The organism is Pseudomonas sp. RG1 (assembly GCF_025910115.1).
Classification (GTDB): Bacteria; Pseudomonadota; Gammaproteobacteria; order Pseudomonadales; family Pseudomonadaceae; genus Aquipseudomonas; species Aquipseudomonas atacamensis.
This window is the reverse complement of the sequence record NZ_JAPCIK010000015.1, coordinates 34,938-58,704: the sequence shown is the minus strand read 5'-3', so window position 1 is coordinate 58,704 and position 23,767 is coordinate 34,938. Positions and strand designations below refer to the sequence as shown.

20 protein-coding genes are annotated in these 23,767 nt (G+C 59.1%); 8 read left to right on the top strand and 12 right to left on the bottom strand.

The genetic code is table 11. The features are described 5' to 3' along the window. Positions 1-22 precede the first annotated feature (22 nt). The 5 genes from OK411_RS09240 to sdhC all read right to left on the bottom strand — a co-directional run bounded on the left by OK411_RS09240 (position 23) and on the right by sdhC (position 6,334). A complete protein-coding gene (locus tag OK411_RS09240) occupies positions 23-2,854 on the bottom strand; it encodes a 2-oxoglutarate dehydrogenase E1 component (protein ID WP_041479560.1) in 2,832 nt (943 codons plus the stop codon). Between the two features lie 251 nt (positions 2,855-3,105). Next, complete coding sequence (locus tag OK411_RS09235; RefSeq protein WP_016773675.1) at positions 3,106-3,810, bottom strand: succinate dehydrogenase iron-sulfur subunit; 705 nt, start codon at positions 3,808-3,810, stop codon at positions 3,106-3,108. Positions 3,811-3,821: 11 nt separating this feature from the next. After that, entirely contained in the window at positions 3,822-5,594 is a 1,773-nt protein-coding gene (gene sdhA, locus OK411_RS09230) for a succinate dehydrogenase flavoprotein subunit (RefSeq protein WP_024012149.1), read from the bottom strand. Positions 5,595-5,597: 3 nt separating this feature from the next. Next, on the bottom strand, positions 5,598-5,966 hold the full coding sequence (gene sdhD, locus OK411_RS09225) for a succinate dehydrogenase, hydrophobic membrane anchor protein (protein WP_008049683.1): 369 nt from the start codon (positions 5,964-5,966) through the stop codon (positions 5,598-5,600). Then, the gene (gene sdhC / locus OK411_RS09220; protein ID WP_016773673.1) at positions 5,960-6,334 is read right to left on the bottom strand and encodes a succinate dehydrogenase, cytochrome b556 subunit; all 375 of its coding nucleotides are present in this window, start codon (positions 6,332-6,334) and stop codon (positions 5,960-5,962) included. Before sdhC ends, sdhD begins: the two co-directional genes overlap by 7 nt. Before the next feature lie 363 nt (positions 6,335-6,697). Here sdhC and gltA point away from each other — a divergent pair, with 363 nt between their 5' ends. Further along, positions 6,698-7,987, top strand: a complete 1,290-nt coding sequence (gltA, locus tag OK411_RS09215; protein WP_003222994.1) for a citrate synthase — start codon at positions 6,698-6,700, stop codon at positions 7,985-7,987. Positions 7,988-9,026: 1,039 nt separating this feature from the next. On the opposite strand, the gene OK411_RS09210 is transcribed toward gltA, so the two are convergent. From OK411_RS09210 to OK411_RS09200, 3 genes are all read right to left on the bottom strand, one after another. Beyond that, entirely contained in the window at positions 9,027-10,685 is a 1,659-nt protein-coding gene (locus tag OK411_RS09210; protein WP_016771015.1) for a cation acetate symporter, read from the bottom strand. After that, positions 10,682-10,993 carry a DUF485 domain-containing protein gene (locus tag OK411_RS09205; RefSeq protein WP_016771016.1) on the bottom strand — a complete coding sequence of 104 codons (312 nt, stop codon included), beginning with the start codon at positions 10,991-10,993 and terminating at the stop codon, positions 10,682-10,684. The genes OK411_RS09210 and OK411_RS09205 overlap by 4 nt, the downstream gene beginning before the upstream one ends. 241 nt (positions 10,994-11,234) lie before the next feature. Then, positions 11,235-12,086 carry a glycine betaine ABC transporter substrate-binding protein gene (locus OK411_RS09200; RefSeq protein WP_016771017.1) on the bottom strand — a complete coding sequence of 284 codons (852 nt, stop codon included), beginning with the start codon at positions 12,084-12,086 and terminating at the stop codon, positions 11,235-11,237. A gap of 297 nt (positions 12,087-12,383) precedes the next feature. Between OK411_RS09200 and OK411_RS09195 the strand changes: the two genes are divergently transcribed. After that, positions 12,384-13,979 carry a beta (1-6) glucans synthase gene (locus OK411_RS09195; RefSeq protein ID WP_264364764.1) on the top strand — a complete coding sequence of 532 codons (1,596 nt, stop codon included), beginning with the start codon at positions 12,384-12,386 and terminating at the stop codon, positions 13,977-13,979. Positions 13,980-14,085: 106 nt separating this feature from the next. On the opposite strand, the gene OK411_RS09190 is transcribed toward OK411_RS09195, so the two are convergent. Further along, the gene (locus OK411_RS09190; RefSeq protein ID WP_264364763.1) at positions 14,086-14,454 is read right to left on the bottom strand and encodes a hypothetical protein; all 369 of its coding nucleotides are present in this window, start codon (positions 14,452-14,454) and stop codon (positions 14,086-14,088) included. 224 nt (positions 14,455-14,678) lie between these two features. Here OK411_RS09190 and OK411_RS09185 point away from each other — a divergent pair, with 224 nt between their 5' ends. Both OK411_RS09185 and OK411_RS09180 read left to right on the top strand, forming a co-directional pair. Next, positions 14,679-15,977, top strand: a complete 1,299-nt coding sequence (locus OK411_RS09185; protein ID WP_024012145.1) for a serine protein kinase PrkA — start codon at positions 14,679-14,681, stop codon at positions 15,975-15,977. Continuing rightward, a complete protein-coding gene (locus OK411_RS09180; protein WP_024012144.1) occupies positions 15,970-16,758 on the top strand; it encodes a VacJ family lipoprotein in 789 nt (262 codons plus the stop codon). The genes OK411_RS09185 and OK411_RS09180 overlap by 8 nt, the downstream gene beginning before the upstream one ends. Before the next feature lie 127 nt (positions 16,759-16,885). Here the strand turns inward: OK411_RS09180 and OK411_RS09175 are convergent, their stop codons facing one another. Then, positions 16,886-17,800, bottom strand: coding sequence for a DUF808 domain-containing protein (locus tag OK411_RS09175; protein WP_136492217.1), 915 nt, complete (start codon positions 17,798-17,800; stop codon positions 16,886-16,888). 135 nt (positions 17,801-17,935) lie between these two features. Between OK411_RS09175 and OK411_RS09170 the strand changes: the two genes are divergently transcribed. Further along, positions 17,936-18,544: a TetR/AcrR family transcriptional regulator gene (locus OK411_RS09170; RefSeq protein ID WP_041479604.1), complete on the top strand. Its 609-nt coding sequence runs from the start codon at positions 17,936-17,938 to the stop codon at positions 18,542-18,544. 102 nt (positions 18,545-18,646) lie between these two features. Here the strand turns inward: OK411_RS09170 and OK411_RS09165 are convergent, their stop codons facing one another. Together OK411_RS09165 and OK411_RS09160 are read right to left on the bottom strand one after the other, a co-directional pair. After that, positions 18,647-19,105, bottom strand: a complete 459-nt coding sequence (locus tag OK411_RS09165; protein ID WP_073472715.1) for an REP-associated tyrosine transposase — start codon at positions 19,103-19,105, stop codon at positions 18,647-18,649. Positions 19,106-19,317: 212 nt separating this feature from the next. Next, positions 19,318-19,758, bottom strand: a complete 441-nt coding sequence (locus tag OK411_RS09160; RefSeq protein WP_217863984.1) for a GlcG/HbpS family heme-binding protein — start codon at positions 19,756-19,758, stop codon at positions 19,318-19,320. Positions 19,759-20,025: 267 nt separating this feature from the next. On the opposite strand from OK411_RS09160, the gene gcl reads away from it, so the two are divergent. The 3 genes from gcl (at position 20,026) to OK411_RS09145 (ending at position 23,735) form a co-directional block, all read left to right on the top strand. Further along, entirely contained in the window at positions 20,026-21,801 is a 1,776-nt protein-coding gene (gene gcl / locus OK411_RS09155; RefSeq protein ID WP_042607573.1) for a glyoxylate carboligase, read from the top strand. Positions 21,802-21,939: 138 nt separating this feature from the next. After that, positions 21,940-22,722 carry a hydroxypyruvate isomerase gene (gene hyi / locus OK411_RS09150; RefSeq protein WP_110601128.1) on the top strand — a complete coding sequence of 261 codons (783 nt, stop codon included), beginning with the start codon at positions 21,940-21,942 and terminating at the stop codon, positions 22,720-22,722. Between the two features lie 119 nt (positions 22,723-22,841). Next, positions 22,842-23,735, top strand: a complete 894-nt coding sequence (locus OK411_RS09145) for a 2-hydroxy-3-oxopropionate reductase (RefSeq protein ID WP_016771028.1) — start codon at positions 22,842-22,844, stop codon at positions 23,733-23,735. The last annotated feature ends 32 nt before the right edge of the window (positions 23,736-23,767 follow it).

The window sequence follows — 23,767 nt, the reverse complement described above, 5'->3', positions numbered from 1 at the left end:
GGTTTCAGTCAGCGCGAAGGCGTTAAACAGTGAAAGCATCTTGCAGCAGTTTTTCCTGCTGCTCGGCGTGCATCGATGCGTAACCACAAGCTGGCGCAGCCGAAGCCTCACGGCCCGCGTACTCAAGTACGAGAGTCTTGTCGAGGTTGGCGATGCTGCGACGCAAGTGATGCTGGCTGCAGTACCAGGCACCCTGGTTCATCGGCTCTTCCTGACACCAAACGGCGTGTTTGACGTTGGTGTATGGAGCCAGGACTTCTTTCAAGTCGTCCTCAGGGAACGGATACAGCTGCTCGATACGCACGATGGCGATATCTTCGCGGCCTTCGGCACGGCGTTTTTCCAGCAGGTCGTAGTAGACCTTGCCGCTGCACAGAACCACGCGCTCGACCTTTTTCGGGTCCAGTGCGTCGATTTCCGGGATCACGGTCTGGAACGAACCTTCGGCCAGATCTTCCAGCGTCGAGATGGCCAGCTTGTGGCGCAGCAGCGACTTCGGCGTCAGCACGACCAGCGGCTTGCGCAGCGGACGAATCACCTGACGACGCAGCAAGTGGTAGATCTGCGCTGGCGTGGTCGGCATGCACACCTGAATGTTGTGCTCGGCGCACAGCTGCAGGTAACGCTCAAGACGAGCCGAGCTGTGCTCAGGGCCCTGACCTTCGTAACCGTGTGGCAGCAGCATGGTCAGACCGCAGAGACGGCCCCACTTGTGCTCGCCGCTGGTGATGAACTGGTCGATCACGACCTGAGCACCGTTGGCGAAGTCGCCGAACTGGGCTTCCCAGATCACCAGCGCGTTTGGCGTGGTGGTCGAGTAACCGTATTCGAATGCCAGTACCGCTTCTTCCGAGAGGAACGAGTCGTACAGGTCGAAACGTGGCTGACCGTCGTACAGGTTCTGCAGCGGAATGTAGGTGCCCGCGTCTTTCTGGTTGTGCAACACAGCGTGACGGTGCGAGAACGTACCGCGGCCGATGTCCTGACCAGTCATGCGAATCGGGTGACCTTCGAACGCCAGGGTCGCGTACGCCATGGTTTCGGCGTAACCCCAGTTGATCGGCAGGCCGCCGGCTTGCATCTTCTGACGGTCTTCGTAGATCTTCGCGACCTGACGCTGAACGACGAAGCCTTCCGGAATTTCCAGCAGCTTGGCGGACAGTTCTTGCAAGGTTTTGAGATCGAAACGCGTGTCGTGACGCGCGGTCCAGGCGTGGCCCAGGTACGGACGCCAGTCGACGAACAGCTCTTTGTTCGGCTCTTTGACCAGCGATTTCACCACGTGCAGACCGTTGTCCAGCGCGTTGCGGTATTCGTCGACCTTGGCCTGGACACGTTCAGCGTCGAGCACACCGGCCTGGGTCAGGCGATCAGCGTACAGCTCACGGGTGGTGCGCTGCTTGGTGATCTGCTGATACATCAGGGGCTGGGTGCCGCTTGGCTCGTCGGCCTCGTTGTGGCCGCGACGACGGTAGCAGACCAGATCGATCACCACGTCACGCTTGAACTGCATGCGGTAGTCGATGGCCAGTTGGGTCACGAACAGCACGGCTTCCGGATCATCACCATTCACATGGAGGATCGGCGCCTGGATCATCTTGGCAACGTCGGTGGCGTACTCGGTGGAGCGCGAGTCCAGCGGGTTGCTGATGGTGAAACCAACCTGGTTGTTGATCACGATGTGCACGGTACCGCCGGTCTTGAAACCGCGGGTCTGCGACATCTGGAAGGTTTCCATGACCACGCCCTGACCGGCGAATGCCGCGTCACCGTGGATGGAGATCGGCAGAACTTTCTCACCGGTCAGGTCGTTGCGACGGTCCTGACGGGCGCGCACCGAACCTTCGACCACCGGGGAAACGATTTCCAGGTGGGACGGGTTGAACGCCATGGCGAGGTGAACTTCACCGCCGGTGGTCATCACGTTGGACGAGAAGCCCTGGTGGTATTTGACGTCACCGGAACCGAGCTCGACCTTCTTCTTGCCTTCGAACTCGTCGAACAGCTCGCGCGGGTTCTTGCCGAAGGTATTGACCAGCACGTTCAGACGGCCACGGTGGGCCATGCCGATGACGACTTCCTTGGTGCCGTACGAGCCGGAACGCTGGATCAGTTCGTCGAGCATCGGAATCAGGCTTTCGCCGCCTTCCAGACCGAAACGCTTGGTGCCCGGGTATTTGGTGCCCAGGTATTTTTCCAGGCCTTCACCGGCAGTCACGCGCTCAAGCAGGTGGCTCTTGATGTCGGCGGAGTACGTCGGACGACCACGCACGCTTTCCAGACGCTGCTGGAACCACTGGCGCTGCTCGGAATCGGTGATGTGCGTGAATTCAGCGCCGATGGTGCGGCAATATGTCTGCTGCAACGCTTCGTGAATTTCGCGTAGGCTCGCTTCCTCTTTGCCGATGAACAGGTCGCCGGCACGGAAGGTCGTATCAAGATCGGCATTGGTCAAGCCGTAATGATTGATCGACAGGTCTGCAGGTGCAGGACGCTGCCACAGCCCCAGCGGGTCAAGCTGGGCTGCCTGGTGGCCACGCATACGGTAGGCCTGGATCAATCGCAGCACTTCAACTTGCTTCTTCTCGTGCTCACTGCTCACGCTGCCGGCGGAAACCGGTTGGGCGCGGCGCTGGTTCTTTGCCAGCAGCACGAAATGATCGCGAATCGTCGAGTGCGAAACATCAGTGGCAGAGTTGCCGTCGGCTGGCAACTTCTGAAAGTAGGTGCGCCACTCTTCTGGCACAGCGTTAGGGTCGTGCAGGTAGAGCTCATAAAGCTCTTCCACATAGGCAGCGTTTCCACCTGAAAGGTAGGCGCTGTTCCACATGCGCTGCATCACGCTTTCTTGCATGCTTGGTCACCCTCGGTTAGGGGAACACCATCGGTGTCGACACCGAGCAAACTTGCAGAAGTCCGAATGCAGCGACTAAAACAAGCCACCTAGGATCACACTGATAGTCCGGGTACCAGCCCGGATGCCCCTGCTTGTCTCATTTCTTCAAAAGAAGAGCTGCAGCTTATGGCTACGGCTCTGGTTATAGCCATGACGCGGGTTGAAGCCCGCGCCACAGCCTCTACGGTGCAACGGTTACAGCAGCTGAATCACACGCCGCTCGAAAGCAGCATGTTACGGATGTGACCGATGGCCTTAGTCGGGTTCAGGCCTTTCGGACATACGTTGACGCAGTTCATGATGCCCCGGCAGCGGAAAACGCTGAACGGGTCGTCAAGTGAAGCCAGACGCTCGCTGGTCTTGGTGTCGCGACTGTCTGCCAGGAAGCGGTAGGCTTGCAGCAGCGCAGCAGGACCCAGGAACTTGTCCGGGTTCCACCAGAAGGACGGGCAAGAGGTCGAGCAGCAGGCGCACAGGATGCACTCGTACAGACCGTCGAGCTTTTCGCGCTCTTCTGGCGACTGCAGACGCTCGATGGCCGGAGCCGGCGTGTCGTTCTGCAGGTAAGGCTTCACCTTCTCGTATTGCTTGTAGAAGATGCTCATATCGACGACCAGGTCACGGATAACCGGCAAACCTGGCAGCGGACGAACGATCAGTTTGTTGCCTTTTACAACGGCAGACAGCGGCGTGATGCAGGCCAGACCGTTCTTGCCGTTGATGTTCATGCCGTCGGAGCCGCAGACGCCTTCACGGCAGGAGCGACGATAGGAGAAACCTTCGTCCTGCTCTTTGATCAGGGCCAGCACGTCCAGCACCATCAGGTCTTTACCACCGGTATCGACCTGGAAATCCTGCATGAACGGCGCGGCGTCCTGATCAGGGTTGTAGCGATAAACACTGACTTGCAACATGGCGGTCACCCTTAATAAGTCCGGACTTTAGGTTCGAAAGTCGGAACAGTCTTCGGCGAGAAGTTCACGGCACGCTTGGTGACGCGCTTGTCACCCGGGAAGTACAGGGTGTGGCACAGCCAGTTTTCGTCATCACGGTCTTCGAAGTCTTCACGGGCGTGAGCGCCGCGGGACTCTTTACGTACTTCGGCCGCGATGGCGGTAGCTTCAGCCACTTCCAGCAGGTTCTGCAGTTCCAGCGCTTCGATACGTGCAGTGTTGAACGCTTGCGACTTGTCGTTGATCTTCACGTTGGCGATACGCTTGCGCAGATCGGCCAGCTGAGCGATGCCCTTCTGCATGTATTCGCCGGTACGGAATACACCGAAGTAGTTCTGCATGCAGCTTTGCAGCTCGCGACGCAGGGTGGCAACGTCTTCACCGTCGGTACGGTTGTTCAGCGCGTTCAGACGCGACAGTGCAGCTTCGATGTCGGACTCGGTAGCGTCGTCGTATTCGATGCCATCGGTCAACGCCTTTTCCAGGTGCAGGCCGGCAGCGCGACCGAAGACCACCAGGTCGAGCAGCGAGTTGCCGCCCAGACGGTTCGCACCGTGAACCGATACGCAAGCCACTTCGCCTACCGCGAACAGGCCAGGAATGATCTGGTCCTGACCTTCGGCGTTCTGGGTGATCGCCTGGCCATGAATGTTGGTGGCAACGCCGCCCATCATGTAGTGGCAGGTCGGCACAACCGGAACCGGAGCAACGACCGGGTCAACGTGGGCGAAAGTCTTCGACAGTTCGCAGATGCCTGGCAGACGGCTGTGCAGTACTTCCTCGCCCAGGTGGTCGAGTTTGAGCATTACGTGGTCGCCATTCGGACCGCAACCGTTGCCGGCGATGATTTCCTTGACCATCGAACGGGCAACCACATCACGACCTGCAAGGTCTTTCGCGTTCGGAGCATAACGCTCCATGAAACGCTCGCCGTGCTTGTTGATCAGGTAACCACCTTCACCACGGCAACCTTCGGTAACCAGTACACCGGCGCCGGCGATGCCGGTCGGGTGGAACTGCCACATTTCGATGTCTTGTACGGGCACGCCAGCACGCAGAGCCATGCCGACGCCGTCACCGGTGTTGATCAGGGCGTTGGTGGTGGACGCGTAGATACGGCCTGCACCGCCAGTCGCCAGAACGGTGGCCTTGGCACGGATGTAGGAGGTTTCGCCGGTTTCGATGCAGATCGCGATCACACCAACGAATTCGCCTTCCTGGTTTTTCACCAGATCAACAGCGTAGTACTCGTTGAGGAACGTGGTGCCGGCTTTCAGGTTGCCCTGATAAAGCGTGTGCAGCAGCGCGTGACCGGTACGGTCGGACGCAGCGCAAGTACGTGCAGCCTGACCGCCCTTGCCGTAGTCCTTGGACTGGCCACCGAACGGACGCTGATAGATGCGGCCTTGCTCGGTACGCGAGAACGGCAGACCCATGTGGTCCAGCTCGAACACAGCGGCCGGGCCTTCCTGACACATGTATTCGATAGCGTCCTGGTCACCGATGTAGTCGGAACCCTTGACGGTATCGTACATGTGCCAGCGCCAGTCATCGTTCGGGTCGGCCGAAGCGATGGCGCACGTGATGCCGCCCTGCGCAGATACAGTGTGCGAACGGGTCGGGAAAACCTTGGTGATCACCGCAGTCTTGTGGCCGCCCTGTGCCAGCTGCAGCGCAGCGCGCATGCCGGCACCGCCACCACCAATAATGATGGCGTCGAAAGAAATCGTTGGAATGTTAGCCATGAATCAGATACCCCAGAGAATCTGCACACCCCAGACGAAGTAAGCGAACATCGCAACGCCGCATACTGCCTGGAAAAGGAAACGTATCGCCGTTGCGGACTTGCCGAACGCCATTGGCGTCAGGTAGTCGGTCGCGATGGTCCACATGCCGACCCAGGCGTGAGCGCCCAGAGCAACAAGGGCCAGCAGGCTGAAAATACGCATTCCGTTGTGAGCGAACAGTTCATGCCACTGGGCATACTCGAGGCCAGGGTTGGCGACGATGTATCCGATCAGAAAGATGAAGTAAGCCGCGAGAACGACCGCAGACACACGCTGTGCCATCCAGTCATAGAGGCCCGAACGCGACAGGTTAGTGACGTTAGTTACCATATCCAGACTCCTGCCAGAACGATTACCACCACGGAAACGGCGATAACGATTTTCGAGCCCAGTTTGCCGCCTTCCAGCGTCTCACCGATGCCCATGTCCATGATCAAGTGGCGCACACCGGCTACCAGGTGATACAGCAGAGCGGACAGGATGCCCCAAATCACTAGCTTGGCTAGCGGACTGGTCAGACACGCTTTCACCTGACCGAAGCCTTCCTCGGAGCTCAGCGACTTGTCCAATGCGTAAAGCATGATGGCAAGGCACACGAAGAGGATGACACCGGAGATACGGTGAAGAATGGACGTGTAAGCAGTGACTGGGAGTTTGATGGTCCTTAGGTCTAGGTTTACAGGTCGTTGGCTTTTCACGGCTTTTTTTTCACACTGAAGAGCCCCTAACAATCAGGGCAAAGTTGTTGGGGAGTGCACTGGTCAGGTAACCACCACCCAGGGATGCGACCCCCAATGAAAGCAAGCCCAAAAGCCCTTGGCGGTCGGTGGCCGAGTATAGACAGTTAGGCTACTAATGACAACGCGTTCACCTACCCCCAATAGCGGATTGCACAAGTTGCATAAAAGGCGTAAATGGCAGGCAATTTCGAGGAAAAAGTCGGCTTAAAGCCTTCTGGAGCAAGACTTTAGGCAAATTGACATTCGAATTTATCTCACTATAGTGGTGCGGGCCCTGCGTGGGGGGTCTGTCTGATGGTTCAAGCATAAATAGGAGGCCACATGGCTGACAAAAAAGCGCAGTTGATCATCGAGGGCGCAGCCCCCGTCGAGCTGCCCATTTTAACCGGCACCGTTGGTCCCGATGTAATCGATGTTCGGGGCCTGACGGCCACGGGCCGCTTCACTTTCGACCCGGGTTTCATGTCGACCGCTTCGTGCGAATCGAAAATCACCTATATCGACGGCGACAACGGCATTTTGTTGCACCGCGGCTACCCGATCGAACAGCTGGCTGAAAAGTCGGACTACCTGGAAACCTGCTACCTGCTGCTCAACGGCGAATTGCCGACCGCAGAACAGAAGGCCCAGTTCGTCAGCACCGTGAAAAACCACACCATGGTTCACGAGCAGCTGAAAACCTTCTTCAACGGTTTCCGTCGCGACGCCCACCCGATGGCCGTCATGTGCGGTGTAGTCGGCGCCCTCTCGGCCTTCTACCACGACTCCCTGGACATCAATAACCCGCAGCATCGCGAAATCTCCGCGATCCGTCTGGTTGCGAAGATGCCGACCCTGGCAGCGATGGTTTACAAGTACTCCATGGGCCAACCCATGATGTACCCGCGCAACGACCTGACGTACGCGGAAAACTTCCTGCACATGATGTTCAACACCCCGTGCGAGATCAAACCGATCAGCCCGGTACTCGCCAAGGCCATGGACCGGATCTTCATCCTCCATGCCGACCACGAGCAGAACGCTTCGACCTCCACCGTGCGTCTGGCCGGCTCTTCGGGTGCCAACCCGTTCGCCTGTATCGCCGCCGGTATCGCCGCACTGTGGGGCCCTGCCCACGGCGGTGCGAACGAAGCCGTGCTGACCATGCTCGACGAGATTGGCGATGTATCGAACATCGACAAGTTCATCGCCAAGGCCAAGGACAAGAACGATCCGTTCAAGTTGATGGGCTTCGGTCACCGCGTCTACAAGAACCGCGACCCTCGCGCGACTGTCATGAAGCAGACCTGCGACGAAGTGCTGAAGGAACTGGGCATCAACAACGATCCGCAACTTGAACTGGCCATGCGCCTGGAAGAGATCGCGTTGACCGACCCGTACTTCATCGAGCGCTCGCTGTACCCGAACGTCGACTTCTACTCGGGGATCATCCTCAAGGCGATCGGCATTCCAACCAGCATGTTCACGGTGATTTTCGCCCTGGCACGTACTGTCGGCTGGATTTCGCACTGGAAGGAAATGCTCTCGAGCCCGTACAAGATTGGCCGTCCGCGCCAGCTGTACACCGGTTACGAGTCGCGTGACATCACCAAGCTGGAAGATCGCAAATAAGGGTTTTTCTTTTTTTGTGATGGTTTAGTGGTGTGTCAGGAACGGCCTCTTATATAGAGGCCGTTTTTGTTTGTGGTCTCAGCGGCCTTCGGGCCGACTGGTTCTTGGATTCTGGGGGCATATCCGTTGCTGCGGGTGCTGCCGCTGGCGGTTTCGCTCTTACAGCGAGTCACCTTTTCCAAACGCCAAAAAGGTAACCCAAAATGCTTTGCCCCGGCGTACGGCCCGCTCGCTGGGGCTCGGGGTTCCTTCGTTACGGGACCGATCCGGGCGCAGCGGCTACGGTTTGCTTCGCTGCACCTCCTTCCGCTGTGTACGACTGCGTCGTACGGTCGCTGCGCTCCCACACCCGGATCGATCCCGTAACGAAGCCTGCCGAAAGGGCAAAAGATCAAAAGCAAAAGCCAAAGCCAGATCAAGAGCCCCTCACCCTAGCCCTCTCCCAGAGGGAGAGGGAACTGACCGAGGTGTTTGGGCGAAACACGCCGACTTGCGATACCGAGTCGAATGCAGGTTTTGAACACCACACAAATCGGCTCCCTCTCCCTCGGGAGAGGGCTGGGGTGAGGGGCGAATCCACCGAAAATCTCAAGCCGTGCGACGCTTCTAACCGCTCAACAATGAGCGTTAGCTCGAGTGCTTTTGATCTTGATCCACGGGCGACGTCGGAAGGCTGAGTGGAGGGATTGATCCGGGGGTGGGAGCGTAGCGACCGTCTGGCGCAGCCAGACACAGCGGAACGAGGTGCAGCGAAGCAAACCGGTGCCGCTGCGCCCGGATCGATTCCGCAGCGAAGGAACCCGAGCCTGCGAGGGCCGAACGTAGGAGCAAGCGTTTTTTTGCTTACTTTTTTACTGGGCCGGCACTCCGGGCGTTTGTAAAAAAATTGAGTCGCCGTCAGGCGAAACCGCCAGCCGCATCACCTCAAAAAACGGATATACACCCAAAACCAACCGATAACCGCCCACAAAAAAACGCCCGAATCTCTCAATCAGGGCGTTTTCTTGAAGCTTGCAGCTTGCAGCTTGCAGCTGATCTCTTAGTGCGAAACCGCCCCACTCGCCCCCAACCCGGTCTGCGAACGCACAAACTGCGGGAAGAACAGCGCCCGCTCGTTATCCGCAGCCGCCGACTTGTCGGTAATCGAGAAGAACCAGATCCCGATGAACGCAATCATCATCGAGAACAGCGCCGGATATTCGTAAGGGAAGATCGCCTTCTCGTGATGCAGAATCTGCACCCAGATGGTCGGGCCAAGGATCATCAGACCAACAGCACTCACCAGACCCAGCCAGCCGCCGATCATCGCGCCGCGAGTAGTCAGCTTCTTCCAGTACATCGAAAGCAGCAGCACCGGGAAGTTGCAGCTCGCCGCGATGGAGAACGCCAGGCCGACCATGAACGCAATGTTCTGGCTTTCGAACAGAATGCCCAGACCAATCGCCAGCACCGCCAGGGCGATGGTGGTGATCTTCGACACGCGAATCTCATCCTTCTCGTTGGCTTTGCCCTTCTTGATCACACTGGCGTACAGGTCGTGAGAAACCGCCGAAGCACCCGCCAGCGTCAGACCGGCTACCACCGCCAGAATGGTTGCGAACGCCACTGCCGAGATGAAGCCAAGGAAGATGCTGCCGCCCACCGCGTTGGCCAGGTGCACCGCCGCCATGTTGTTGCCGCCGAGCAAGGCGCCCGCTGCATCTTTGAAGGCCGGGTTGGTGCTGACCAGCAGGATCGCGCCGAAGCCGATGATGAAGGTCAGGATGTAGAAGTAGCCAATGAAGCCGGTAGCGTACAGCACGCTCTTGCGCGCTTCTTTTGCGTCACTCACGGTGAAGAAGCGCATCAGAATGTGCGGCAGGCCAGCGGTACCGAACATCAATGCCAGACCCAGCGAGAACGCCGAAATCGGATCCTTGACCAGACCGCCAGGGCTCATGATCGCTTCGCCCTTGGCGTGAACCTTGATCGCTTCGGAGAACAGCGTGTTGAAGTCGAAGCCCACGTGCTTCATCACCATCAGCGCCATGAACGAGGCACCGGACAGCAGCAACACTGCCTTGATGATCTGCACCCAAGTGGTCGCGAGCATGCCGCCGAACAGCACGTACATGCACATCAGCACGCCGACCAGAATCACCGCAACGTGGTAATCGAGGCCGAACAGCAGCTGGATCAGCTTGCCGGCACCGACCATCTGCGCGATCAGGTAGAACGCCACCACCACCAGCGAACCGCAGGCGGACAGGGTGCGAATCTGGGTTTGCCCGAGGCGGTAGGACGCCACGTCGGCAAAGGTGTATTTACCCAGGTTACGCAGGCGCTCGGCGATCAGAAACAGAATGATCGGCCAGCCCACGAGGAAGCCGATCGAGTAGATCAGGCCGTCGTAGCCGGAGGTGAACACCAGTGCGGAAATCCCCAGGAAGGACGCCGCCGACATGTAGTCGCCAGCGATCGCCAGGCCGTTCTGGAAACCGGTGATCTTGCCGCCCGCCGCATAATAATCGGCGGCCGAATTATTTTTCTTCGAAGCCCAGTAGGTGATGTACAACGTCGCGCCGACGAAGGCCACGAACATCAGGATCGCCGGGATGTTCAGCGGCTGTTTGGCCACCTCCCCCGTCAACGCGTCAGCCGCCCAGACACTCGGCGCGAAAGCCGCAACACTCAATAGAGCCAGTAGACGCCGGATCATTGCTGAGCCTCCTTGAGAATCGCATTGTTCAGGTCGTCGAACTCGCCATTGGCGCGGCGCACGTAGATGCCGGTCAGGACGAAGGCTGAAATGATCAGGCCGACACCGATCGGGATGCCCCAAGTGATCGAGGATTCAGGACTGAGTTTCGCCCCGAGCACGTGCGGCCCGTATGCGATCAGCAGGATGAATGCGGAGTACAGCCCAAGCATGATTGCCGAGAGAATCCAGGCGAATCGTTCCCTTTTCTGAACCAGCTCCTTGAATCGGGGACTGTTTTGAATCGAGAGGTAAATGCTGTCGTTCATTGTTTTTATCCTCGCAGCACAAATTATTGTTGGAACGTAGCTAATGTATGCGGCTGCGAGAGAGGTTCCAGACGACCTTAGTAGTAGATGGCCATGATGTTCTGGCCATTTTCAAGCACACACAAAAACAACTGTGGGAGCGAGCTTGCTCGCGAAGGCGCCGTATCAGTCGATATCGCATCAACTGACAGATTGCATTCGCGAGCAGGCTCGCTCCCACAGGGGTGTGGCGGTGTTTAAATTATTTGGTCCAGTCAGCCACACGATCCGGGTGTTTGGCCACCCAGTCCTTGGCCGCAGCATCAGGCTTGGCGCCGTCCTGAATTGCCAGCATGACCTCGCCGATTTCGTCTTTCGACGCCCACTGGAAGTTTTTCAGGAACTTGGCCACTTCCGGCGCCTTGGCGTCCAGGCCTTTGCTGCCGATGCTGTTCACGGTTTCAGCCTGGCCATACACGCCTTTCGGGTCGTCGAGGAAGCGCAGTTTCCACTTGGCGAACATCCAGTGCGGCACCCAACCGGTGACAGCGATGGATTCATTCTTCTTCTCGGCGCGGGTCAGTTCGGCAATCATTCCGGCGCCGGAACTGGCCTTGAGGCTGTACTTGTCCAGACCGTAATCCTTGATCGCCTGATCGGTCTTGAGCATTACGCCTGAACCGGCGTCGATGCCGACGATACGGTTTTTGAAGGTATCGTCGGTTTTCAGGTCTTCGATCGATTTGGCTTTGACGTACTCCGGCACGATCAGGCCGATCTTCGCGTCCTTGAAGTTCGGGCCGTAATCGACGACCTGATCCTTGTTTTTCGTCCAGTAGTCACCGTGGGTCACGGGCAGCCAGGCCGAGAGCATCGCGTCGAGTTTGCCGGTGGCCACGCCCTGCCACATGATCCCGGTGGCGACGGCTTGCAGCTTCACGTCATAACCGAGTTTCTGTTTGATCACTTCGGCCGCCACGTGGGTGGTCGCGACGCTGTCGGACCAGCCGTCAACGTAACCGATGTTCAGGGTCTGTTTTTCAGCGTTGGCGAAAGTGGAACTCATCGCAAGCGCCAGAACGGCACCTGCGCCTAAAAGTCGTCGCATCTTCATCGTTTACTTCCCCGAAATGCTGCGCCCGACGGATGCCGGGCATCGTCAACGTATTGTTATGGTGCACAGCGCCCCCATCACGCCGGACCTCACACACCGAACATCAGCCGATTTTTCAAAAAGGGTACTGATGGTTTGATCATCAACCTCAAGCGACCGGCGACCTGCTCTGTCAGCGACCTCAAGGCAGCGAGAAACGACATCAGAAAGCCATTAATCAAGCGCGATTAATTGACGCCAGACAATCCGCCCGAACTTTGCATGTACAACGCCTGCGAGCCACCTGCCCTTCTATAAATGCAGGTAACATGCGTCGCTTTGCAGCCACTCGGCCTGACCATGTCCGCAACGTCCCGATTTCCTTTTCTGCCTTATCTGTTCGCCTGCCTGCTCGGGCTCCTGGCCCTTGGCGGTTTCTGGTATGGCCTCGGCCAACCGGTGATCCTGCCGGACGCCGCGACGCCGACGCACAAGTTGCAATGCGCCTCCTACACTCCGTTCGACAAGGACCAATCGCCGTTCGACGTGCCGTTCAAATTGCGCCCCGAGCGCATGGACGCCGACCTCGCGCTGCTGGCGACGCGCTTCGAATGCATCCGCACCTACTCGATGACCGGGCTCGAAGCCCTGCCCGATCTGGCGCGCAAACACGGTCTGAAGTTGATGATCGGCGCCTGGGTCAACAGCAACCCGGTCGACACCGAGCAGGAAGTCGAGCTGCTGATCAAATCGGCCAATGCCAACCCCGACGTGGTCACAGCCGTAATCGTCGGCAACGAAGCGCTGCTGCGCAAAGAGGTCACCGGCGCGCAACTGGCCCGGCTGATCAACAAGGTCAAAAGCCAGGTCAAGCAACCGGTGACCTACGCCGACGTCTGGGAATTCTGGCTCAAGCATCCGGAAATCGCCCCGGCCGTGGACTTTCTGACCATTCACTTGCTGCCGTACTGGGAAGACGATCCATCGAACATCGACGTGGCGCTGCGGCATGTGGCGGATGTGCGTCAGGTGTTCGGCAACAAGTTCGCGCCCAAAGACGTGATGGTTGGCGAGACCGGCTGGCCGAGCGAAGGCCGTCAGCGTGAAACAGCCGTACCGAGCCGGGTCAACGAGGCAAAATTCATTCGTGGCTTTGTGGCGATGGCCGAGCAGGAAGGCTGGCGTTACAACCTGATCGAAGCCTTCGATCAACCGTGGAAGCGCGGCAGTGAAGGCGCAGTCGGCGGCTACTGGGGCCTGTTCGATGCCGATCGGCAGGACAAGGGCGTACTCGCCGGGCCGGTGAGCAACGTGCCGTACTGGAAAGAATGGCTGGCGGTAGGCGGATTGATTTTCCTTGGCACGCTGATGCTTGGTGGACGCGTGCGCAGCACACGTTCGGCGCTTTTGCTGCCACTGCTGGGCGCCGTCGCTGCTTGCTCGATTGGCGCCTGGGGCGATCTGGCTCAATTGACCACACGGTTTGCCGGGGAATGGCTGTGGGTTGGCTTGCTGACCGGGTTGAATCTGTTGGTGCTCGCGCATGCCGCGTTGACATTGAGCGCACGCAGCGGTTGGCGCGCGCGCGCATTCGACTTCCTCGAGCGGCGCGCCGGCTGGCTGGTCGTGGCGGCCGGTTTTGCCGCGGCGGTGATGATGCTGGAGATGGTCTTCGATCCGCGCTATCGCAGTTTCGCCAGCATGGCGTTCGTGCTGCCGGCGCTGGTCTACCTGTGCCGCCCGGTGAGCGTGCCGCGTCGGGAGATTGCTCTGCTGACCTTTATCATCGGCGCCGGGATTGCACCGCAGTTGTATCAGGAAGGGATGCTGAATCAGCAGGCGTGGGGTTGGGCGCTGGTGAGTGGCTTGATGGTGGTGGCGTTGTGGCGATGCCTGCGGGTTCGCAGCCTCTGATCTTCAGAGCGGTTCAGGCCTCTTCGCGAGCAGGCTCGCTCCCACATTGGATCTGTAGCGTTCACAAATTCCCTGTGGGAGCGGGCTTGCCCGCGATGACTGACTGTCAGGCGCTGCGGGACTCGCGGACCAGGCGCAACCCGGCTATCACCACCGCAAACACCGCCAACGTCGTGTTGTACAACGCCAGCGCCGGCAGGCCGAACACCAGCGCCAGCACCGCCAGCCACCACCCTGCCCGTCCCGGCACGACAAACGCCAATACCGCTGCGCCCACCGCCGCCCAGCCCAACACCTTGAAATGAATCATCAGCCCCAGATTCGCACGCACCACGCATTCCCAACGACTGGCCTCGTCAACGCAGATGCCTACCCACTGCCCGTCTTCCATGAAGCCATAGCGCGCGGCATAACTGGCGGCCAGCCACAGCGGCAACAAAACAAGCAGCACAATCACGGGCAAGCGGCGGGACATGGGGCACTCCAATCTGCGGAAATCGGCGGCCAGCTTAATCTGCCGACCGGCATTCGCAAGCACTAACAACTGTTAACTGTTCAGCAAGCCCTCGCAACGTGTATCGTCCAGCTACTATTACCCCGAATTCCGCCTGTTTGGTGCCGCAGCATGGCACTTTGGCGCACGGCCGGTGGTCATAGCCTGCGAACTTCAATCGGCACCTTCCTCTAAGGGATCTAGTCATGCTCCGTTCCTTGCGCTTCGCCGCGCTGTTCAGCGGCCTTATCTTGAGTGCGTCCGCGCTGGCGGTGGATATCGACGCCGCCAGCTATGGCTACCCGCTGACCAACCCGTTCGAGGCGACGATCGCCACGACACCGCCGGATCTGCGTCCGGAGTTGCCGCTGGACGACGACATCAATCAAACGGACCGCAGCCTCACCCTGCGCCCGGAGCGTGAATTCCAGCTGCCGGACAATTTCTGGGCAGTGAAGAAGCTCACTTACCGCATCGCCACGCAGGACAAGCCGGCGCCGCTGATCTTCCTGATCGCCGGCACCGGCGCGCGCTTTGACAGCACGCTCAACGAATACCTGAAAAAGCTGTATTACAAGGCCGGCTACCATGTCGTGCAGTTGTCGTCGCCGACCAGCTTCGACTTCATCAGCGCCGCCTCGCGTTTCGCCACCCCGGGCGTGACCAAGGAAGATGCCGAAGACATGTATCGGGTGATGCAGGCCGTGCGGGCGCAGAACCCGAAACTGCCGGTCACCGAGTATTACCTGACCGGTTACAGCCTCGGCGCCCTTGATGCCGCGTTCGTCGCGCATCTGGACGAGACCCGCCGCAGTTTCAATTTCAAGAAAGTCCTGTTGCTGAACCCGCCGGTGAACCTCTATACCTCGGTGACCAACCTCGACAAGCTGGTACAGACCGAGGTGAAAGGCATCAACAACAGCACCACCTTCTATGAGCTGGTACTGACCAAGCTGACCCGCTACTTCCAGCAGAAAGGCTACATCGACCTCAACGATGCGCTGCTGTATGACTTCCAGCAGTCCAAGCAGCACCTGACCAACGAACAGATGGCCATGCTGATTGGCACGTCGTTCCGCTTCTCGGCAGCCGACATTGCCTACACCTCGGACCTGGTCAACCGTCGCGGTCTGATTACCCCGCCGAAATTCCCGATCACCGAAGGCACCAGCCTCACGCCGTTCCTCAAGCGTGCGCTGCAATGCGACTTCGACTGCTACATCACCGAGCAGGTCATTCCGATGTGGCGCGCGCGCACTGACGGCGGCAGCCTGCTGCAACTGATCGATCAGGTCAGCCTGTATGCGCTCAAGGATTACCTGCACGACAGCCCGAAAATCGCCGTCATGCACAACGCCGACGACGTCATCCTCGGCCCTGGCGACCTGGGCTTCCTGCGTAAAACCTTCGGTGATCGCCTGACCGTTTATCCACTGGGCGGCCACTGCGGCAACCTTAACTATCGCGTCAACAGCGACGCCATGCTGGAGTTCTTCCGTGGCTAAATATCTCCTGCTGATTGCAGCGTTCCTCTGTGCAGGCGTGGCCCAGGCCGACAACAGTAAAGCCGACGCACCGGTGGTGGTCGACAGCGACGGCTTCAAGGAACCGCTGACCAAACTCAAGTTCAACCCGGGCCTGGACCAGCGCGAGTTCGAACGTTCGACGCTCAACGCGCTGAACGTCTATGACCCGCTGGAATCGTGGAACCGCCGGGTCTATCACTTCAACTATCGCTTTGACCAGTGGGTGTTCCTGCCGGTAGTCGATGGCTATCGCTACATCACCCCAAGCTTCGTGCGTACCGGGGTGAGCAACTTCTTCAACAACATTGGTGACGTGCCGAACCTGGTCAACAGCCTGTTGCAGTTCAAGGGCCAGCGCTCGATGGAAACCACCGCGCGCCTGCTGCTCAACACCACCATCGGCATCGCCGGCCTGTGGGACCCGGCCACCGCCATGGGCCTGCCACGCCAGAACGAAGACTTCGGTCAGACTCTGGGCTTCTACGGCGTACCGGGCGGCGCCTACTTCGTACTGCCGATCTTCGGTCCGTCGAACATCCGCGACACCGCAGGTCTGGCCGTGGATTACACCGCCGACACTGCGATCAACTTCCTCAACGTCGCCGAAGTCAGCTCCAACCACCCGGAAGTCTGGGCTTTGCGTGCGATCGACAAGCGCTACCAGACCAGCTTCCGCTACGGTCAGATGAACTCGCCGTTCGAGTACGAGAAAGTGCGGTACGTGTATACCGAAGCGCGCAAGTTGCAGATCGCCGAGTAAATCGGCTGCCGCAAAACACTGTGGGAGCGAGCCTGCTCGCGAACGCGGAGTTTCAGTCAACATCGATATTGACTGAACTACCGCATTCGCGAGCAGGCTCGCTCCCACATTTGTTATGTGTTGCTGATTAACCCTTCAGCGCTTTCCAGAGCTTGCCTACGACCGAAACAACCGCCAACACCGCTGCGCCAGCAATAATCCCCGCAACACCATTGAGCAGCATCGGCACGGCGAACCCGGCGCTCCCTGCCGCTGCGCCAACACCTTCGATCCAGTGATGCAGCACCGGCACGCCATGGGTCAGGATGCCACCGCCGACCAGGAACATCGCTGCCGTGCCAACCACCGACAGGGTTTTCATCATGTACGGCGCGGCGCTGAGAATGCCGCCGCCGATCTTTTTCGCTATCTGCCCGGGCTTCTGTGTCAGCCACAGCCCCAGATCGTCGAGCTTGACGATGCCCGCCACCAAACCGTAAACGCCCACAGTCATGACAATGGCGATGCCGGACATGACCACCACTTGCTGCGTCAGCGAGGCATCTGCCACGGTGCCGAGAGTGATGGCAATGATTTCTGCCGAAAGAATGAAGTCAGTGCGGATTGCGCCTTTGATCTTGTCCTTCTCAAACGCCACCAGATCGGTGGCCGGATCGGCCACTGCTTCGGTCAACTGCGTGTGCTCTGCCTCGTCTTCCTCTTTGCTGTGCAGAAATTTGTGCGCGAGCTTCTCGAAACCCTCGAAGCACAGGTACGCGCCGCCGACCATCAACAGTGGTGTCACCAGCCACGGTACGAAAGCGCTGATCGCCAATGCCGACGGCACGAGGATCAGCTTGTTGACGAACGAGCCCTTGGCCACCGCCCAGACCACGGGAATTTCCCGCTCGGCGCGCACGCCCGAAACCTGCTGGGCATTGAGCGCCAGATCATCACCGAGTACACCGGCGGTCTTCTTCGCGGCCATCTTGGTCATCAATGCAACGTCATCCAGAACGGTGGCGATGTCATCGATCAGCACCAGCAAACTGCTTCCTGCCATGAATCCTGTTTCCTTCTGTGTATGAATGTTGCCAAGCATAACGCGACCGCCGGCCACAGGCTGCATTGTTGAGCGCCGCTCAAGGCCGGTGCTACCATGCGCCACCGCCAGAACAGGCAAGGAACCACCGGGTTTATGAGCACAATCCGCGAGCGTAACAAAGAACTGATCCTGCGCGCCGCCAGCGAAGAGTTTGCCGACAAGGGCTTCGCGGCGACCAAAACCAGCGACATCGCCGCCAAGGCGGGATTGCCCAAGCCCAACGTCTACTACTACTTCAAATCCAAGGAAAACCTCTACCGCGAGGTGCTGGAAAGCATCATCGAGCCAATTCTGCAGGCCTCGACCCCGTTCAACCCGGACGGCGTGCCGAGCGAGGTGCTGAGCGGCTACATCCGCTCGAAGATCCGCATCTCCCGCGACCTGCCCTACGCCTCCAAGGTGTTCGCCAGCGAAATCATGCACGGCGCCCCGCACCTGAGCGCTGACCTGGTAGAGCAGCTCAACGCCCAGGCCAAACACAACATCGCCTGCATCCAGAGCTGGATCGACCGCGGCCAGATCGCCCCGATCGACCCCAACCACCTGATGTTCAGCATCTGGGCCGCGACCCAGACCTACGCCGACTTCGACTGGCAGATTTCCGCGGTGACCGGGAAGGACAAGCTTGATGAAGCCGATTATGAAGCGGCGGCGCAGACGATTATCCGGTTGGTGTTGAAGGGGTGTGAGCCGGATCGGTGAGATCGGGGGAACCGCTTCGCGAGCAGGCTCGCTCCCACATTTGGAATGCATTCTCCTGTGGGAGCGAGCCTGCTCGCGAATAGCCGCACCGCAGACCTCAACTCATAACCAGATCGAATCCCACAACGGATAGTCGCCAAGGCTTTTGACCAGTCCTGCCCGCAATGGGTTGGCAATGACATACCGCGCCATCTTCACCAGATTCTCCTCTTTACGCAGTGCGCGGTCATGGAAGCCAGGTTGCCAAAGGCTGGTCTTTCGGCCGGTCGAAAGCTTTACCGCTTTGGTGCTGAGGGATTTGGTTCGCTGCATCAATTCGCCGAGCGAGCCACTCTTCAATTCAATCAGCCAGTGAAAATGATCTGGCATTACGACCCAAGCCAGAGAATTGGCCAATCCCGTTTCCTCAGCTGCTCGGAATTGGCTTACAAGCATTCTGCCAAGGAAGAAATCGCTGAATACGGGTTCTCTCCCGGCGGTATTGGCGGTCAGAAGGTAAATGCGGTTGTGTTCTGAATAGCGTCCGATGCGCAAGCGATGTGAAGCAGATAAACCCGGCATTCCGTTGCCTTCTCATAGGTTGATCATGAGAAGGCTAGCCGTGGAGATGGCAAAGGGAGCGTCAGACTTTTAGCAAGATGTGTAGCGCAGATCCTATTCGCGAGCAGGCTCGCTCCCACAGGGGCTTTCGAACACTCGAACATTTTGTGTCCAACCCAAACTCAATGCGGGAGTGAGCCTGCTCGCGAAAGCGGTTATTCAGACACTGACATTCAAACAGCCACCCCGCCATCCGCCCGCAAATCCAGCGCCTCCACCGCTTTAATTGCCACCTGCTCATCGACATCCGACAAATCCCCACTGATCCCGATCGCGCCGAGCACTTCACCGGCCTGGTTGCGAATCAACACGCCCCCAGGTGCCGGCACTACGCTGCCCTGCCCCATGCTGTTCAGCGAAGAAAAAAACGCCGGGCGTTGTTGGGCGTCCTGGGCGAGCAGGCGTGAGCCTTTACCCAGGGCAATGGCGCCCCAGGCTTTGCCGATGGCGATGTCGGGGCGCAGCAGGCTGGCGCCGTCTTCGCGTTGCAGGGCGATCAGGTGGCCGCCGGTATCGAGTACCGCGATGGTCAGCGGTGCGGCGTTGATGCCGCGTCCTGCGTTGATGGCTTCGCTGACCAGGTTGACTGCGACTTTCAAGGTTAAAGCGCTCATGGTGCCGTCCTCATTTTGTTATAGGGAAAGTCGTGGGACTGCGCGTTTGTGCCGCAGTCCGGTGACACAAATAGAACACAATGAGTTATCTTTTTGTATACAATAATTCTCGAAAAGCGCCACATGCGACGAAAAGCCACAGCACATCGGGCTTTCGACGAATGAAGCAGGCGCTTGAGAAAATGGATTGACCTGCGCCGTCCGCCGTGAATACACTCTGCGCAAAGCCACTTGTATACAATTACAAAACGTAAAGAGGCACAAACCATGAGCAAAATGAGAGCAATCGAAGCCGCCGTTCTGGTGATGCGCCGCGAAGGGGTTGATACCGCTTTTGGCATCCCGGGCGCCGCGATCAACCCGCTGTACTCCGCCTTGCAGAAGGTCGGTGGCATCGATCACGTCCTTGCTCGCCACGTTGAAGGCGCCTCGCACATGGCCGAGGGCTACACCCGCACCAAGGCCGGCAATATCGGCGTGTGCATCGGCACGTCCGGCCCGGCCGGCACCGACATGGTCACCGGGCTCTACAGCGCCTCGGCCGACTCGATTCCAATCCTCTGCATCACCGGGCAAGCACCCCGCGCCCGGATGCACAAGGAAGATTTCCAGGCTGTCGACATCACCAGCATCGTCAAGCCAGTGACGAAGTGGGCAACCACCGTTCTGGAGCCGGGCCAAGTGCCTTACGCGTTCCAGAAAGCCTTTTATGAAATGCGCTCCGGCCGTCCAGGCCCTGTACTGATCGACCTGCCGTTCGACGTGCAGATGGCCGAAATCGAATTCGACATCGACGCTTACCAACCGCTGCCATTGGCCAAGCCGACTGCGACCCGCGTTCAGGTTGAAAAAGCTTTGGCTTTGCTGGATCAGGCTGAGCGCCCACTGCTGGTGGCCGGCGGCGGCATCATCAACGCCGACGCCAGCGACCTGCTGGTCGAGTTCGCCGAGCTGACAGGTATTCCGGTCATCCCGACCCTGATGGGCTGGGGCACCATCCCTGACGATCACCCGCTGATGGTCGGCATGGTCGGTCTGCAGACTTCGCACCGTTACGGCAACGCGACGATGCTCAAATCCGACGTGGTGCTGGGCATTGGTAACCGTTGGGCCAACCGTCACACCGGTTCGGTTGACGTCTACACCGAAGGTCGCAAGTTCATTCACGTCGACATCGAAGGCACGCAGATCGGTCGTGTGTTCACGCCGGATCTGGGCATCGTTTCCGACGCCGCGGCAGCGCTGACCGTGTTCATCGAAGTCGCCCGTGAATGGCAAGCCGCCGGCAAGCTGAAGAACCGCAGCGCCTGGCTGCAGGATTGCCAGCAGCGCAAGGCCAGCCTGCATCGCAAGACTCACTTCGACAACGTGCCGGTCAAGCCGCAGCGCGTTTACGAAGAAATGAACCAGGTGTTCGGCAAGGACACCTGCTACGTCAGCACCATTGGTCTGTCGCAGATTGCCGGCGCGCAGTTCCTGCACGTCTACAAGCCGCGTCACTGGATCAACTGCGGCCAGGCAGGCCCGTTGGGCTGGACCATTCCGGCGGCGCTGGGCGTGGTGAAGGCCGATCCGAACCGCAAAGTCGTGGCCCTGTCGGGGGACTATGATTTTCAGTTCATGATCGAAGAACTGGCGGTCGGCGCTCAGTTCAAACTGCCGTACATCCACGTCGTGGTGAACAACTCGTACCTGGGCCTGATCCGTCAGGCCCAGCGCGGGTTCGAAATGGACTACTGCGTACAGCTGTCCTTCGATAACCTCAACGCGCCGGAACTCAACGGTTACGGGGTTGACCACATCGCAGTCGCCGAAGGCCTAGGCTGCAAGGCGCTGCGCGTGTTCGAACCGTCAGAAATCGCCCCTGCCCTGCGCAAGGCCGAACAGATGATCGAAGAATTCAAAGTGCCGGTGATCGTCGAGATCATTCTGGAGCGTGTGACCAACATCTCCATGGGTACCGAGATCAACGCGGTCAACGAGTTCGAAGACCTGGCACTGGTCGGCAACGATGCGCCGACGGCGATTTCGTTGCTTGACTAACTGCTGACTGCTGATCGTTCCCACGCTCTGCGTGGGAATGCAGCCCGGGACGCTCTGCGTCCCAAAGCGGACGCAGAGCGTCCATTGAGGCATTCCCACGCAGAGCGTGGGAACGAGAATCTAGAACGGGAGACCACCATGCCGCGTTTCGCAGCCAACCTGTCCATGCTGTTCACCGAACAGGATTTCCTTGCCCGTTTCGACGCCGCCGCCAAGGCCGGTTTCAGTGGCGTGGAATACCTGTTCCCGTACGACTTCAGCTCGGCTGAAATCAAGGCAAAACTCGAGGCCAACGGGCTGACCCAAGTGCTGTTCAACCTGCCGGCCGGTGACTGGGCCAAGGGCGAACGCGGTATTGCCTGCCTGCCGGATCGGGTCGAAGAGTTCCGCGCCGGGGTCGATCTGGCGATCGCTTACGCACAAGTGCTGGGCAACACCCAGGTCAACTGCCTGGCCGGTATCCGCCCGCAAGGCGTTGACGATGCCACCGTGGAGAAGACCTTCGTTGCCAACCTCAAATATGCCGCCGACAAGCTGCAAGCGGTGGGCATCAAACTGGTGATGGAAGCGATCAACACCCGCGACATTCCCGGTTTCTACCTGAACAACACGGCGCAAGCCCTGTCGATTCGCGAACAGGTCGGCAGCGCCAATCTGTTCCTGCAATACGACATCTATCACATGCAAATCATGGAAGGCGATCTGGCCCGCACCCTGCAATCGCACCTGGGCGAGATCAACCACGTTCAGCTCGCGGACAACCCGGGGCGCAATGAGCCGGGCACTGGCGAGATCAACTACCGCTTCCTGTTCGAACATCTTGATCGCATCGGCTATCAGGGTTGGGTCGGTTGCGAGTACAAACCGCTGACCACCACCGAAGCGGGCTTGGACTGGTTGAAATCACACAACGCAATCTGATTGACCACGCATTGCAAAAAATCTGGGGCAGCTGCGCTGCCCAACGGGGATAAATCCCCTCGCCACAAAAGCTCACCAGCCATGGGTTGGGGGCACGACAAAAACAAGAGGATTTTCTCATGGCTAAAATCGGATTCATCGGCACCGGCATCATGGGCCACCCAATGGCGGCGAACCTGCAGAAAGCCGGTCACAGCCTGTTCCTGTCGCAACACCACGACGCGGCCCCGGCCGATCTGGTCGCCGCTGGCGCCGTCGCCCTGGCCAACCCGCGTGAAGTAGCGCAGGAAGCCGAATTCATCATCGTCATGGTTCCGGACACCCCGCAAGTCGACGACGTGCTGTTTCGCGCTGACGGTGTTGCGGCCGGTATCGGTAAAGGCAAAGTGGTCATCGACATGAGCTCGATTTCGCCGACCGCGACCAAAGCCTTCGCCGCCAAGATCAACGAAAAAGGCGCGCAGTACCTCGACGCGCCAGTGTCCGGCGGTGAAGTCGGTGCCAAAGCCGCCACCCTGAGCATCATGGTCGGTGGCGACGCCGATGCCTTCGAACGCGCCCTGCCGCTGTTCCAGGCCATGGGCAAGAACATCACCCTGGTCGGCGGCAATGGCGACGGCCAGACCGCCAAAGTGGCGAACCAGATCATCGTCGCGCTGAACATCCAGGCCGTTGCCGAAGCCCTGCTGTTCGCCTCGAAAAACGGTGCCGATCCAGCCAAGGTGCGTGAAGCGCTGATGGGCGGTTTCGCTTCTTCGAAGATCCTCGAAGTGCACGGCGAGCGCATGATCAAGGGCACCTTCGATCCGGGCTTCCGCATCAGCCTGCACCAGAAGGACCTGAACCTGGCCCTGCAAGGCGCCAAGGAACTGAACATCAACCTACCGAACACCGCCAATGCCCAGCAAGTGTTCAGCACCTGCGCGGCCATCGGTGGCAGCAACTGGGACCACTCGGCGCTGATCAAGGGCCTGGAACACATGGCCAATTTCTCGATTCGCGACAATAAGTAAAGCCTGCACAAAACCCTGTGGGAGCGAGCCTG

Excerpts from the sequence above, each read along its gene's own strand:
- OK411_RS09200 (WP_016771017.1), bottom strand. The coding sequence starts at position 12,086 with ATGAAGATGCGACGACTTTTAGGCGCAGGTGCCGTTCTGGCGCTTGCG.
- gcl (WP_042607573.1), top strand. The coding sequence starts at position 20,026 with ATGAGCAAAATGAGAGCAATCGAAGCCGCCGTTCTGGTGATGCGCCGC.
- OK411_RS09235 (WP_016773675.1), bottom strand. The coding sequence starts at position 3,810 with ATGTTGCAAGTCAGTGTTTATCGCTACAACCCTGATCAGGACGCCGCG.
- hyi (WP_110601128.1), top strand. The coding sequence starts at position 21,940 with ATGCCGCGTTTCGCAGCCAACCTGTCCATGCTGTTCACCGAACAGGAT.
- OK411_RS09165 (WP_073472715.1), bottom strand. The coding sequence starts at position 19,105 with ATGCCGGGTTTATCTGCTTCACATCGCTTGCGCATCGGACGCTATTCA.
- sdhD (WP_008049683.1), bottom strand. The coding sequence starts at position 5,966 with ATGGTAACTAACGTCACTAACCTGTCGCGTTCGGGCCTCTATGACTGG.
- gltA (WP_003222994.1), top strand. The coding sequence starts at position 6,698 with ATGGCTGACAAAAAAGCGCAGTTGATCATCGAGGGCGCAGCCCCCGTC.
- OK411_RS09175 (WP_136492217.1), bottom strand. The coding sequence starts at position 17,800 with ATGGCAGGAAGCAGTTTGCTGGTGCTGATCGATGACATCGCCACCGTT.
- OK411_RS09145 (WP_016771028.1), top strand. The coding sequence starts at position 22,842 with ATGGCTAAAATCGGATTCATCGGCACCGGCATCATGGGCCACCCAATG.
- OK411_RS09240 (WP_041479560.1), bottom strand. The coding sequence starts at position 2,854 with ATGCAAGAAAGCGTGATGCAGCGCATGTGGAACAGCGCCTACCTTTCA.
- OK411_RS09190 (WP_264364763.1), bottom strand. The coding sequence starts at position 14,454 with ATGTCCCGCCGCTTGCCCGTGATTGTGCTGCTTGTTTTGTTGCCGCTG.
- OK411_RS09205 (WP_016771016.1), bottom strand. The coding sequence starts at position 10,993 with ATGAACGACAGCATTTACCTCTCGATTCAAAACAGTCCCCGATTCAAG.
- sdhA (WP_024012149.1), bottom strand. The coding sequence starts at position 5,594 with ATGGCTAACATTCCAACGATTTCTTTCGACGCCATCATTATTGGTGGT.
- OK411_RS09210 (WP_016771015.1), bottom strand. The coding sequence starts at position 10,685 with ATGATCCGGCGTCTACTGGCTCTATTGAGTGTTGCGGCTTTCGCGCCG.
- OK411_RS09185 (WP_024012145.1), top strand. The coding sequence starts at position 14,679 with ATGCTCCGTTCCTTGCGCTTCGCCGCGCTGTTCAGCGGCCTTATCTTG.
- OK411_RS09170 (WP_041479604.1), top strand. The coding sequence starts at position 17,936 with ATGAGCACAATCCGCGAGCGTAACAAAGAACTGATCCTGCGCGCCGCC.
- OK411_RS09160 (WP_217863984.1), bottom strand. The coding sequence starts at position 19,758 with ATGAGCGCTTTAACCTTGAAAGTCGCAGTCAACCTGGTCAGCGAAGCC.
- OK411_RS09195 (WP_264364764.1), top strand. The coding sequence starts at position 12,384 with ATGCAGGTAACATGCGTCGCTTTGCAGCCACTCGGCCTGACCATGTCC.